The sequence below is a fragment of the Janthinobacterium rivuli genome (genome assembly GCF_009208735.1).
Taxonomy (GTDB): Bacteria; Pseudomonadota; Gammaproteobacteria; order Burkholderiales; family Burkholderiaceae_D; genus Janthinobacterium.
In genome coordinates, this window is the sequence record NZ_WFLJ01000005.1 from 132,216 (window position 1) to 146,154 (window position 13,939).

The following is a 13,939-nucleotide window of genomic DNA, read 5'->3' on the forward strand; positions in this document are numbered from 1 at the left end:
CCTGGAGCCTGGCGTGAAAATCCGGAGCAAACTGATCATCAGTACCAGCGTCCTGCTGGCGGGCGTGGCGGCCATGGCGGCGGCCAGCCTGCTGCTGGTGAAAGGCATTGAAACCCATGTGCACGGCTTGACCGACCGGACCGTGCCGCTGTACACGGACGTGCTGCGCCTGCGCTATACCGTGCAAGACATGGCATCGGATTTCTTCGAACTGGGCAAGGCGGAAGACCTGACGCAGCTGGAACAGGTGTCCAACAAGATCGTCGCCAATATCCAGACCGCCGAGGGCCTCAGCGACGCCTTGCGGCGCCATGGCGAATCACAGGCGCCGCGCTATCACGCGGCCTTCGAACGGGAATTCCAGCGCATGCGCGTGGCCGTGCGCAAACGCCTGGAAGACGAGGCCTACTACAAGGCGCAGGCCACGCAGATGCGCCAGGTGCTGGCGCAGATCAAGGCCGCCGCCAAGGACGCGCGCGGCAAGATCCGCCTGATCGACAGCCAGGCCCAGGCCACGGCCGCCGAGGTGCAGCTGCAAAGCCAGCGCCTGAACCAGAACGCCCGCTACCTGACCGACCTGCGCAAGAGCATCCATGACATGCAGATTGCGCTGGCCGAAACGCAGGCCGTGCAGAGCCGTTTCCGCATCGCGCCCTTGCGCGAGCGGCTGGCAGCGGCGGTCGCGCGCCTGGCGGGAACCAGCGAGCGCGACATCAACCCGGCCCAGCAAGCGCTGCGGGCGACACTGCTCGCCACGGGGCAGCAGATGCTCGAGCCCGTCACCGGCTTGCTTGCCCTGCGCGCCGGGCTGCTGGCCGAGGGCGGCGCCAGCGCGGCGCTGCAGGCGCGCTATGCCGCGCTCAAGGAACACACGGACGCCACGCTGGCCGGCGCCCACCTGCGCCTGGCCGAGGAACTCGATCCCATCGAACTGCAGCTGGCCATCGGACGCGACCGGCTGGCGGAGGCCGGCCGCTACATGCATACCTCGGCCCGCATCGAGGATGCCAGCGGTGAAATCAACCTTGCCGTCGACGCCATCAGCATCGACGTGGGCGAAGTCATGCTTGCCGCGGCAGCTGGCGACGTCACGCGCCTGGGCCACGATATCGCGCAGCGCATCAGCGCCCTGCACCGCGACATGGCCACCATGCAGACCTTGCTGCAAAGCATAGGCCAGCTGGCCCTGCTGGCCGAAGCGCGCGGCGTCAATACCCAACTGGATGCGGTGGAGCGCGCGGGACAGCGGCTGGTGCAGGCCAAGGGCAGCGTGCTGGACAGCCAGACGGCGCTGGACGAGGTCATCGCCCACGTGCGCGCCTTCGAGCGCGAGCAGGCCGCCTATTCCACGCAGCAGGTGGCGCGCATCACGGGCCAGCAGCAGGACGCGGTGGTCATGGTGCGCGAGGGCGTGCGGCATGCCTTCGTGCTGATCTTCGGCATCGCGCTGGTGCTGCTGCTGGCCTGCGTGGGCATCACGGGACTGATCAGCGCTTCCATCGCCAGGCCGCTGGCGCGCCTGTCCCACGCCATCGCCCAGATTCGTGGCGGCAAGGCGCTGTCGGTGCGCGTGCCGCAGCATGGCAGCGATGAACTGGGACAATTGATCCTGGGCTTTAACGGCATGCTCGAACACGTGGAACAGCGCGACCTGGCGCTCAAGCAGGCCAAGGCCGAGGCCGAGGCCGCCAACCGCGCCAAGTCGGAATTCCTGGCCAAGATGAGCCACGAAATCCGCACGCCGATGAATGGCGTGCTGGGCATGACGGAATTGCTGCAGCGCACGGAACTGAGCCCCAAGCAACAGCGTTTCGTGCATACGGTGCACCGTTCCGGCGAAAGCTTGCTGAGCATCATCGACGACATCCTCGATTTTTCCAAGATCGAGGCGGGCAAGCTGGTGCTCGAACACATCCCCTTCGACCTGCGCCAGCTGCTCGACGACGTCGTGGCGCTGTTTGCCAACGGCATCGAGCGCAAGGCCATCGCATTTACCTGCCGCATCGCCCCCGATGTGCCGCAGCACGTGCGCGGCGACCCCGTGCGCCTGCGCCAGATCCTCACCAACCTGCTCAATAACGCCACCAAGTTCACCGAACGGGGCGAGATTGGCGTCGATGTCAGCCGCCCCGCCGCCGGCCAGCTGCGCCTGGAAGTGCGCGACACGGGCATTGGCATGACGCCGGAAGCGGCGGCGGCCGTCTTCCAGCCCTTCCGCCAGGCCGACAGCACCACCTCGCGCAAATACGGCGGCACGGGTCTGGGCCTGGCCATCATCAAGCAACTGGCGGAGATGATGGAAGGCAACATCGTGCTGCACTCCGTGGCGGGCCAGGGTTCCAGCTTCGCCGTCACCATCGCCGTGGGCAGCGTGGCGCCCGGGGACGCGCCGCCGGCGCCAATGCTGCCCGCCCTGCCCGCCGCATCGGACACTGCCGCCGCAGGCCAGGCGCCGCTGCGCATGCTGCTGGTGGAAGACAATGCGATCAACCAGGAAATCGCCCTGGCCATGCTGGAAGACAGCGGCTACCAAGCCACGCCGGCCGACAACGGGCGGCGCGCGCTGGCCCTGTGGGAGCGGCAGACCTTCGACGTGATCCTGATGGATTGCCAGATGCCGGAAATGGACGGCTTCGAAGCGACCCGGCGCCTGCGCCGCATGGAAGCCCAGCAAGGCCGTGCCCGCACGCCCATCATTGCCCTGACGGCCAATGCCATCCTCGGCGACCGCGAACTGTGCCTGGACGCGGGCATGGACGACTACCTCGCCAAGCCGTACACGCGCGCCGCCCTGCTGGCCGTGCTGGCCCGCTGGCGCCCGGTGCCCGGCGCGCCGGAGGCAGCCGGGATGGTGGAAACGCCAGAGACGGTCGCGGCGCCCGGCGCCATCCTCGACGCCGCCGCCCTGCAAAACCTGCGCGCCATGCGCCGTCCCGGCCGTCCCGACGTGCTGGGCCGCATCATCGACCTGTTCTACAGCGACGCCCCGCGCCTGCTGGGCCAGCTGGAAGTGGCGGCCGAGGCCAGCGATGCCGCGGCCCTGCAACTGGCGGCGCACACGCTCAAGTCGAGCTGCGCCAACGTGGGCGCGCTGGGCTTGTCGGCCACCTGCCGTGAAATCGAACACTACGCGCGCGGCAATGACGTCGGCAGCGCGCTGCAGCATATCCGCGGCATCCAGCAAGAGCTCGACCGTGTCCTCGCCGCCCTGGCCATTGAGAAGGAAGCCATATGAATACCGCATTGTCCCCGCAAGCACTGGTCCTCGTGGTCGACGACGACAGCATGACGCGCTTTCTGGTGACGGAAGCGCTGGAGCCGGAAGGTTTCCGCATCGAGGAAGCGGCCAGCGGCCTGGAAGCGCTGGCCGCCTTCCAGCGCCGCGTGCCCGACCTGGTCCTGCTCGACGTCGCCATGCCCGGCATGAGCGGCTTCGAATGCTGCGCCCTGCTGCGCCGGCTGCCCGGCGGCGCGCACGTGCCCATCGTCGTACTCACTGGCAACGATGACGACGACTCCATCAAGCAGGCGCTGGACGCGGGCGCCAGCGACTTTATTTCCAAGCCGATGCAATGGCGCTTGCTGGCGCACCGGCTGCGCTACCTGCTGCGGGCCAGCAGCGCCCTGACCGAGTTGAGCCGCATCCAGGAAAGCCTCAGCCACGCGCAGGCGCTGGCCCGCCTCGGCAACTGGGAATGCCGGGTCGCCGACGGCGACGGCTACTGGTCGCCGGAACTGTTGCGCATCCTGGGCCTGGAAGCCGGTTCCGGCCCCGCCAGCTTCGAGCGCCTGCTGCAATGCCTGCCCGAAGACCAGCGGCCCCTGCTGCTCGATGCCTTCATGGAGCTGCATGCCAGCGGCACCAGCTTCGGCCTGGAGCACAAGGTGCTGCGGCCGGACGGCGGCGAGTGCATCGTCTTTCACCAGGCCGTCGCCGTGCGCGAAGGCCAGCAAGTACTACTGATGCGCGGCACCGTGCAGGACATCACGGAACGCAAGCTGCAGGAATTGCGCATCGAATACCTGGCCAACCACGATGCGCTGACGGACTTGCCCAACCGCCAGCTGCTGAACGATCGCATCGGACAGGCCATCGCCCATGCCCGCCGCACGCGCCTGCACCTGGCCACTTTGATGCTGGATCTCGACCGGTTCAAGTTCGTCAACGACAGCTATGGCCACCCGGTGGGCGATGCGCTGCTGCAAGAGGTGGCGCGCCGGCTGAAGATGGCGGTGCGCGAGGGCGACACCGTGGCCCGCCAGGGCGGCGACGAGTTCGTCATCCTGCTGACGGACTTGCCCGACCTCGCTACGGCCGAGCAGATCGTGGAAAAAGTGCTGGCGGTGTTCGCCGCTCCTTTCGAGCTGGGCGAACATACCTTGCACGTCAGCACCAGTATCGGCGCCAGCGTGTTTCCGTCCGATGGCGACAGCGGCGACATGCTGCTCAAGACGGCCGATGCGGCGCTCTACAGCGCCAAGGACAGGGGCCGCAACGGTTACCAGTTCTACAACCACAAGATGGGCGTGCTGGTGGAAGAGCGGGCCGAAATCGAGCATGCGCTGCACCAGGCGCTGGCGCTGGGCGAGCTGGAATTGCACTACCAGCCCAAGGTCGACCTCACCAGCGGCAAGATTTATGGCATGGAAGCGCTGCTGCGCTGGCGCCGCGATGGCATCGGGCTGGTGCCGCCGGACCGCTTCATTCCCCTGGCCGAGGAAACGGGCATGATCGTGGCCATCGGCGAATGGGTGCTGCGCACGGCTTGCGCGCAACTGGGCGTCTGGCATGCCTACGGCTTTACGCACCTGACGATGGCGGTGAACGTGTCGGCGCGCCAGTTCCGCCAGGCCGACATGCCGCAACTGGTGCGCGAAGTGCTGGCCGACAGCGGCGTGCCGGCCCACTGTCTGGAACTGGAGCTGACGGAGAGCGTGCTGATGCAAAACCGCGACCTCGTGGTGAAGGCGCTGGAACAGTTGAAGGAAATCGGCGTCACCTTGTCGCTGGACGACTTCGGCACCGGCTATTCCAGCCTGTCCTACCTCAAGCAGTTCCCCATCGACGTCGTGAAGATCGATCAATCGTTCATCCGCGACGTGACCGACAGCGTGGATGGCGCGTCGCTGACACGCTCCATCATCGCCATGGCCAAGTCGCTGCGCATGACCACCGTGGCCGAGGGCGTGGAAACGGAAGCCCAATTGGGATTTCTCAATACCAACCACTGTGACGCCATGCAAGGCTATTACTTCAGCCGCCCCCTGCCCGGCGCCGAGATGGACCTGATGTTGTATGCCGGCACCCATTTGCCGCCCGAAAGCTGCCATGCGGACGCGCCGCAGCGCGTGCTGCTGCTGGTGGACGACGAGGAACATATCCTGTCCTCCCTGCGCCGCTCGCTGCGCAAGGAGGGTTACCAGATACTCAGCACCAGCAAGCCGGAGGAAGCGCTGGAACTGGTGGCGGCCCACGCGGTGGGCGTGATCCTCACGGATGCGCGCATGCCGGGCATGTCCGGCAACGAGCTCTTGCGCCGTATCAAGGGCATCTATCCGGAAATCGTGCGCGTGATGTTGTCCGGCTATCCTGAATTGCATTCGGTCACGGCCGCCATCAACGAAGGCTCCGTCTACAAATTCATCACCAAGCCCTGGGACGAGACCTTGCTGAAAGACCATTTGCGCGAAGCCTTCCTGCGCTTCGAATCGGGCGTGCAACGGCCGCCACGGGGTCCCCATGGCATCGAGATCGGCAACCGCGCCGCCTAGGTGCGGCCAGGCAAGGCGCCGGGCGTGCGCGCAGCCGTATATGATGCGGTCTGGACAAGAGCAGATGGAAAGGCTGGCGGCGCAGAATGACAACGATCAACGGACGATTGCGGGAATACGGCATCGATGCGGAACAGGCGGATGCCCTGGCGCAGGATATTCAACAGAAGAAATATGGCCCCCTGCTGCGGCAGTTGCTGCTGCGCGGCCTGTGGGCCGACGTCGTCGACGAAGACATGCCACAGCCGCAGTGGATAACACGCTGGCGCGAGCTGGCTGCGTCAGAGTTCCCCTTCATTAACTCCCCTGCCCTGCAGCGCCTGCTCGACGCCGGCGTCGACGTGCATGACCTGACGGACGTCGTGCGTGCCGCGCAGGTATTAACTATCTACAATATCGCCCAGCTGATGGACGAGCCTTGCCGCGACCTCGGCTATGACGTCGAGGATGCGCCCGATGCACAACTGGCGTATCTGGATGAGGCTGGCGCGCCGCACCGGCCAGGCAGCCTGCATGATGCGCTGGAAGAACTGGACCCGGCGGGCCGCCACGGCCAGCCCCGCTCGCTGGAACTGCGCCAGTTCGGCGGCTTGCCCGGCGAGCTGCAGGCGCAGCTCAGGGACTTGCTGGCGAAGAAAGCCTGGTCGCAGGCGGCCGTCCTGTGGAAGCGCGCCGTCGGCGACGAGCTGGCGCACTGCCCGGCGACTGTGCGGCAGCTGGCACGCCAGCTGTAACCCATTACCAGTAGCCAAGCACCTTCCACCAGAGCGTGCCGATGACGGCAAAGATCAGCAGTTCCACCACGCACATGATGAAGCCGACGCGCCACCAGTTGCCCATCGTTACGAAGCCGCTGCCGAAGATGATGGGCGAGGTGCCCGTCGCATAGTGGGTCAGGGTCATCATGATGGCCGAGCCGGCCGTCATCATCAGCATGAACGGCACGTGGTATTCGGCCGGGATCAGGTGCAGGCCCACCGTCAGGAAGGCCAGCAGCATGGCGCTGATGTGGGCCGTCGTGCTGGCGAAGAAGTAATGCGAGAAGACAAACACCAGCACCAGGACGCCGGCGATCGGCAGCCAGTCCATGCCGCTGGCGACGATGGCCGCCTTCATGCCGGCCGAAAACCAGGCGATCACGCCCGTCTTGTTCAATTGCTCGGCCATCATGACGAGCGCGCCGAACCACACGAGGGTGTCCCAGGCGCTCTTTTCCGACAGCACGTCGTCCCAGTCGATGGTGCCGGTAATGATCAGCACGAACAAGCCGACAAAGGCGACGACCGTCGCATCGAGCGAAAACGCGGGGCCGAACAGCATGGCCGGCACGTTGGCCCACAGCAATAACAGCAAGGCGAAGGTGCCCAGCATGACTTTTTCCGACGGCGACAGCGGCCCCATGCTTTTCAGTTCCGCCTTGGCGTAAGTGACGGCATCCGGCGTGGCCTTCAGTTCCGGCGGCGACAGCCAGTAGATAATCAACGGCATCAGCAGCAGGCAGACCAGGCCCGGCAGCAGCATGCACAGGGCCCAGGTGGTCCACGTCAGGTGGAAACTCTGGCCGCTGGCCTTGGCCACGAAGTCCACCACCAGCGGGTTCGGCGCCGTGGCCGTCAGGAACATGGCCGACGTGATCGGGTTGGCGTGGTAGTTGACGAGGGCCAGATAGGTGCCGACTTTCTTTTCCGTGCCCTTGGCCGGGTCCGAATCGAAGGCGTTGGCGATCGATTTCATGACGGGATGGACGATGCCGCCGCCGCGCGCCGTATTACTCGGCGTAAATGGCGCGAGCACCAGTTCGCAAATCGCCAGGCCATAGCCGATGCCCATGGTGCGCTTGCCCAGCAGCGAGATGAACAGCAGGCCGATGCGGCTGCCCAGCCCCGTCTTCTTCAAGCCGCGCGAAATCAAAATCGCCACGACGATCAGCCAGATCAATGGATTCGAGAAACTGCTGAGCGCATCCGTGATGGCGCCCTTGGACGAGGTCGACGTCACTTGCGACAAGGACACGATGACGATGGCCATCATCGCCATCACGCCGATCGGCATGACTTTCAGGATGATCGCCAGGATGGTGGTGAGAAAAATCGCCACCAGGCCCCAGGCCTTGGGCGTCAAGCCGTCAGGCGCCGGCAGCAATAGCATGCTCACCAGCAAGGCCGTGCAGATCAGCGCGGGGACGAGACGGAATGGGACGGCTTCCTTGAAATGCAGGAACAGGTCGCGCACTGTTTTATACATCTTTATTACCTTTCGCTGTGGGTCAGGCATCCTCGCGGTCGGAATCGTGCACGCAGCTTCATGGGCTGAAAGGCGCAAGAAGCGCGCCCGCAAGATGACAGATGCCCAACAATTCTGTTCGGCAATATCATACACGCTCGCCTGCCAGCGCTCTGCGCCATTGCGGCGACTGGCGCGTGCAAATTCCAGAATCGTTGACCTAGGTAGCCTGATCGCCATCTAGGACGCGCGAAAAAGACGGGAACTTGCGCACCCCGACGCTGCCTTACCCTGAGCGCCTGCAGCTTCGGGGACTCTCCTGGCAGCTGACCTGCCGCGGCGGCGGCAATGTAATAGTTCGCAATTCCTACCCGGGAGTACAGCATGAGCAAGCGTGTCCTGTCGATGTCCCTTTCCTTCGCCCTTGCGCTTGCCGGCTGCGTCAGCGATCCCGTTTATAACTGGCGCGCGCTGCCGGATGCCGATGTGGCGATATTGCCAGCGGTCACTATGGAGAAAGCGCTGCCGCACCTCTACAGGGCCAGGACGGGGTACCGGCGCGCCGTCGAGGACCAACTGGGAACGGAGTCTTCCACCTCCCGCTTCCTGCTCGGCGGCGCTGGCGTGCTCATGACGGCCATCGGCCTCAAGGCCCCGAGCGACGTGCTGTTGGTCGGCGCCGCCACGAGCGCCACCGCCTACACGCTGGCCAGCTCGCAATTGCCGCGCGCCCGCATCAGCGCCTATCTGGCCGGCATCGACGCGCTCAACTGCGCGGAAACGAGCATCGGGCCGCTGCGCAGCACCGACTATGCACGTCTCAAGGCCGAACTGCTGCTGCTGGACCAGGCGCGCGACACCTTGCGCAGCCGGATCGACATCGTCCAGGCGCACTATGAGCAAGCACATGACGGCACTTCCGCCGATGCCCTGGTCAGCGCGGCCGACACCCAGAAAGGCGCAAACACGGTATTGGTCAGCACGCAGTCCTTCCTGGCCAAGGTCGATACCGCCGCTGCCGCGCTGCACACCCAGGTGGAAAAGATCGACAAGTCGGTCACGCAGGCGATCGTCAGCGGCACGCCCGACATCAGCCAGATCAAGCAAGTGTCAGCCGGACTCGGCAGCAACATCAGCGCCATCCTCGCCAAGGCGGTGACGGACTCGAATACCGGCAAATCGGCCCCGGGCGGCGCTGTAGTCGCGCAATCGCGAGGGCAGCAGGGGAATGTTTCCGATCCGCTCAAGGACTTGCTCGCCGCGCAACAAGCTGTACAACAGCATATGCTCAACATTAAATCCTTGCTGCCGGCCAATTATGACTCGCTGAATGCGCAGGCACTCAGCGACTGCGGCTTGCCGGCGCTGCTCGCGCCGTTCACGGCCAATCCGGCGCAAGTGCAATTCTTCGTTGGCAAGCCGCTCACGCGGACCATCGACCTTAGTGGCGGAAAAAAAGAATATGTGGTGGACGATCCTGTCAAACCCTTGCCAGCAGGGATGAGGATCAGCAAGCCGGGACCGACGGGGACAACGCTAGACATCTTACTCGATGGCAGCGCGGCGTCCACCGCGGCCGGCGACTACGAACTACGCCTGCACGACCAGAGCCAGGCAACGGACGGCAGCGGCACGGCCATCATCAAGATCAAGGTGTCCGCTGGCGCGAAAGGTTCCTCCGACGCCCCTGCGGGTGCCACACCGGCGCAGCCCGGGCCGGCGGCCACGCCGCAGCAAGCGATCCTGGAGCTAGGCAAGATCTCGCTGGCAGGGGCACAGTTTACGATAGCCACGGCAAAGCCCCGAAGCGACAACAGCATCGCGGTTGGCATCTGTGAAGCAATCGATGACCAGACGCGCCGTGCCCTGGCCAATGCCATCAAAAGCGAAGCCATGGTGAACGCCACGGTCAGCGTCGATAAAGAACCAGCCCTGTGCCAATGAGGAACATACGCGTGCAACAGATGCCAGCCTCCAACACCGCCCCTGCCAGGGCAGCGACGGCGCGCTTCGACAAGCTAGGCGATATCGCCAAGCGGATGGCGATCGTGCATGCCGCCGTGGCGCGCTATGGTACGGACTTGAAGGCACGCTTCACAACGCTCGCCATGGTGAGCGCCGGCTACCGTGCCCGTTGCGATGCCAGTGGCGACTACGCGCTGCATGCGGAACCCTGCGTCGTGTGCACGGTCACGAACAAGTGGAACGAGCACGCGTCTGACCAGGCGCCCGATGGCGCCCCCCTGCCAAAGCGCCTGCTCGTGCGCTACGGGGCGCGCGGACGCGCGCTCGATTACGCGGTGCCGGTCGATGTGCAGTCGCTGCAGTGGTTTTCCGGCCTGGAGGCGCAGCGCAACAACGGCATCGTCGTCGATGCCCCAAGCGGCCCGTCGCACGGCGCCATCACCTGCGCCATCCGCTTGCAGTCGGCGCAGGGATGGCAATGGTATGCATTGAGCGCGCTTCACGTCCTGACGCCCACGCCGCCGCTTGATGTCCAGCCTGTGCCCGGCCTTGGCTTTGCAGCGCCGGGAGAGCCCGGCCGGGTGGGCACGAGCAGCGCCTATAGCGGCGTGCTCAGGCAAGGCGGCATCAGTTTCGACGCCCAGCTTGCTTACATCGACACGGCCTGGTTCAACGCCGCATTCTCCGGGGCCGCGCTGGGTCACTGTCCGCCGCTGCGCGGGCGCGCAGAGCTCGACGCGCTGGCCGATCGCTCGCGCTTCGTCATCCTGGCTCCCGCAAACGACGCTGCCCTTGGGGACGCGCCGCGGGCACCGATACTTGCCCAGTTCAGCCACTATGCCGACGGCCACTTGCCCATTCGGTACGACGTCACCCGCCATGGCGTTTCCTTCTCCACCGATGTCTATCTTGCCGAACTGATCGTTCTCGCGGCGGGCCGGAATCAGGCCGTGTCCAGGCAGGGCGACAGCGGCTCGCCGGTGATCGCCATCGACAAGGAGCGCGCCGTCTTTGTCGGCATGCTGATCGGCGGCCCTGCGCCGGACAGTGCCACTGACCGGATGGTGGTATTGCCTTCCTGGCAATTGCTGGACCTGGACAACTGGGCCAGCCTCCCGGCCGGCACGCGAAGCCTGAACCCGGCTTTTCTCATGCAGTGACGGCGCACCCATCTGAGCGTCCTCGCCAGGCACGCTGGTGCCAAGCTCACGCAGAGCCATCGTCAATAACGTGGTTCAGGTCAAAAAAATCCCATGCCGACCCCGCCTTCCAGGGGTAATTTCAGCCCGATCTTGCCAACCGCACTATAATGTCGGCACCGCGTGCGGCAGCAATGGCGGCGATAGACGGTAACAATTTCATGTGCGGGCCGGTACAATAGCGTCTGGGCCTACACAGGGTTTCACTTTTGCCAGCAGTTGCCAGCAACTAACCATTTTTTTGACCAGCCAACAAACACTATGAGTTCGATGAATGAAGAGCGCGTATTAAGCGTGCACCACTGGACGGATACCCTGTTCTCCTTTACCACCACGCGCGACCCGTCGCTGCGTTTCTCGAATGGCCATTTCACCATGATCGGCCTGCGCGTCGATGGCAAGCCCTTGCTGCGTGCCTACAGTATCGCCAGCGCCAATTACGAAGACCACCTGGAATTTTTCAGCATCAAGGTGCCGGGCGGCCCCCTGACGTCGCGTTTGCAACACTTGCAAGTGGGCGACACCGTCATCGTCGGCCGCAAGCCGACGGGCACCCTGGTATCGGACTACCTGCTGCCGGGCAAGCGCCTGTACATGCTGTCGACGGGCACCGGCCTGGCGCCTTTCCTCAGCATCGTGCGCGATCCGGACATCTACGAGCGCTTCGACCAGCTGATCCTCGTGCACGGCGTGCGCCAGGTCGATGAGCTGGCCTACCGCGAGCTGCTGGAAGAGCACCTGCCGCAGCACGAATTCCTCGGCGAGATGGTCAGCGACAAGCTGCGCTACTACCCGACCGTGACGCGCGAAGACTTCCGCAACATGGGCCGCATTACCGAACTGATCGAGAACGGCAAGCTGGCCGAAGACTTGGGCTTGCCGGCGCTGAACCCGGCCGAAGACCGCGTCATGATCTGCGGCAGCTCGGACATGCTGCGCGACCTGAAAGACATGCTGGAAGCGCGTGGCTTCAAGGAAGGCAATACCTCGACGCCTGGCGACTTTGTTGTCGAGCGCGCGTTCGCCGAGAAGTAATCCGCAAACCGCCAGCAGTACCCCAGGGGCCCGGCCCCGCCGCGCCCTGCGGCGGGGCCGGGCCTTTTTCATGGGCGCGACGGATTCAGCGGGCCAGCGCCGCGCCGCGCTGGTACTGCAAGCCATTCATGAAGCGCCGCACGGGCGTGAAGGCGCTGCTGAGAATATCGTCCTGCGCCGCGTAATAAGGCGTCTCGATCTTCAGCAAGCCCAGCACGGTCGCATCGAGCTTGTCCGTCTGATACGGCCGGCTTTCCAGCGCGGCGCGCGCGGCCGCCGATTGCGGTGCCTGCCGGTTATTCCAGATCAGCATGGGAATTTCATAGCCGCTCTTGTCGGAGGCGGAATGGCCCGCGTGATTGCGGCTGTAGCCCACTTCCTGCCCATGGTCGGAGACGAACAGCAAAGAGGCGGCGCGGTCCGTCTTGGCCTGCTCCACCATGCCGATCAGGGTGCCCAGCACGTAATCGCCATAGCGGATGGCATTGTCATACTCGTCGCGCTGGTTGCGTATCCAGCTGGACCGGCCCTGGTGTTCCATCTGCGCGCTGACGGCGTCGTGCGCACGGTCGAAATGCGCGAAGCGGCTGGGATAGCGCATGTCATAGCTCGGATGGGCGCCCAGCAAGTGCACCACGATCAGTTTTTTTGGCGCCGCATCGGCCAGCGCGTGGGCGAACGGCGGAAACAGGTTGCCGTCAAAATTGTTTTCGCCGCGACCGGTGCCGTAGTTGATGAAGTCGCTTTCATCGGCCTCGCCCGCCAGCAGGCCGATCCAGCCATCGTTGCGCGTCTGGTTCGACACCCAGAACGTCTTGTAGCCGGCCGCCTCGGCCAGCATCAGCAGATTCGGCTTGGCCATCCACGCATCGGGGTTGCTGATGTCGGCCGGCGTGAGCATCGTCATCATCGATTCCACCGTGCTGGCGGCGGGAGAAATCACGTCATTGAACACCAGCAGCTTGGCCCGCATGGCGTCGAGCTGGGGCGTGGTGGCACGCGGATAGCCGTACAGCGACATCGAGGCGCGGTTGGTGCTCTCACCGATCACCAGGATGACGGTGCGGGCATCCTCGCCCGCATAGCGCACGTTCCAGTCGCGCGGCGCGGCCATGGCCGCCGTCAGCGCATGCTGCATCGATTGCATCGCTTCCAGTTGCGCGCCGTACTGCTGGTAGCGCAGCGGCCAGAACAGGGCCGGATTTTCGCGCCGCATGGTGGTGTTGACGTGCAGCAGCACAAGAAACACGGCCATGCCGGCGGCAAAGCACTTTTGCGGCAAGCCCGGCGGCGTACTGTCGCGCCCGGCCTGCCAGCGCTGCAGCTGGCGGTCGGCCAGCAGCACGGCCGCCGTCACGAGCACGAACCAGCCGGCCGCTTGCGCCAGGGCGGCGCTGTTGTGCAGGAAAAACTCGCCCGTTTCGGCTTGATCCGTCGCAAACATGGCTTGCAAAACCGCATTGGGATTCGGTCGCATGCCAAAATAGCCACGCAAAAACCCTTTGATGGCGGCGTCCAGATAAAACACGGGCACGACGACGCGCACCAGCACGGTGATCGCGCTGGCGCGGCAGCGCCACGCATGCAGCACGCCGCCCACGCCGAGCAGGAAGGCTGCCAGCAAGACGCTCAATTTCAGGCATTCGTTCGCGCTGAGTTGATCGAAGAGGAAGAACAACAGCAGGCCAGCAATGCTGAACAGGACACGGCAAAACAGAATCAGCATGGAGGCGATGGCTAGTAAA

General features: G+C 64.8%; 8 protein-coding genes. 6 read left to right on the plus strand and 2 right to left on the minus strand.

The features are described from left to right. The first annotated feature begins 13 nt into the window (after positions 1–13). The 3 genes from GCN78_RS08205 (at position 14) to GCN78_RS08215 (ending at position 6,506) form a co-directional block, all read left to right on the plus strand. Positions 14–3,235, plus strand: coding sequence for an ATP-binding protein (locus GCN78_RS08205; protein WP_152251267.1), 3,222 nt, complete (start codon positions 14–16; stop codon positions 3,233–3,235). Next, positions 3,232–5,772: an EAL domain-containing protein gene (locus GCN78_RS08210; protein WP_152251268.1), complete on the plus strand. Its 2,541-nt coding sequence runs from the start codon at positions 3,232–3,234 to the stop codon at positions 5,770–5,772. Before GCN78_RS08205 ends, GCN78_RS08210 begins: the two co-directional genes overlap by 4 nt. Positions 5,773–5,858: 86 nt before the next feature. Beyond that, the gene (locus GCN78_RS08215; protein ID WP_152251269.1) at positions 5,859–6,506 is read left to right on the plus strand and encodes a hypothetical protein; all 648 of its coding nucleotides are present in this window, start codon (positions 5,859–5,861) and stop codon (positions 6,504–6,506) included. Between the two features lie 4 nt (positions 6,507–6,510). Here GCN78_RS08215 and GCN78_RS08220 read toward each other — a convergent pair whose 3' ends face one another. Continuing rightward, positions 6,511–8,016, minus strand: a complete 1,506-nt coding sequence (locus GCN78_RS08220; RefSeq protein ID WP_152251270.1) for a DASS family sodium-coupled anion symporter — start codon at positions 8,014–8,016, stop codon at positions 6,511–6,513. Positions 8,017–8,379: 363 nt separating this feature from the next. Between GCN78_RS08220 and GCN78_RS08225 the strand changes: the two genes are divergently transcribed. The 3 genes from GCN78_RS08225 to GCN78_RS08235 all read left to right on the plus strand — a co-directional run bounded on the left by GCN78_RS08225 (position 8,380) and on the right by GCN78_RS08235 (position 12,194). Continuing rightward, on the plus strand, positions 8,380–9,939 hold the full coding sequence (locus GCN78_RS08225; protein ID WP_152251271.1) for a hypothetical protein: 1,560 nt from the start codon (positions 8,380–8,382) through the stop codon (positions 9,937–9,939). A gap of 11 nt (positions 9,940–9,950) precedes the next feature. Next, the gene (locus GCN78_RS08230) at positions 9,951–11,120 is read left to right on the plus strand and encodes a hypothetical protein (RefSeq protein ID WP_152251272.1); all 1,170 of its coding nucleotides are present in this window, start codon (positions 9,951–9,953) and stop codon (positions 11,118–11,120) included. A 300-nt stretch (positions 11,121–11,420) separates the two neighbouring features. Further along, positions 11,421–12,194, plus strand: a complete 774-nt coding sequence (locus GCN78_RS08235; protein WP_152251273.1) for a ferredoxin--NADP reductase — start codon at positions 11,421–11,423, stop codon at positions 12,192–12,194. An 85-nt stretch (positions 12,195–12,279) separates the two neighbouring features. On the opposite strand, the gene GCN78_RS08240 is transcribed toward GCN78_RS08235, so the two are convergent. Beyond that, the gene (locus tag GCN78_RS08240) at positions 12,280–13,920 is read right to left on the minus strand and encodes a phosphoethanolamine transferase (RefSeq protein ID WP_193316659.1); all 1,641 of its coding nucleotides are present in this window, start codon (positions 13,918–13,920) and stop codon (positions 12,280–12,282) included. Between the last annotated feature and the right edge of the window lie 19 nt (positions 13,921–13,939).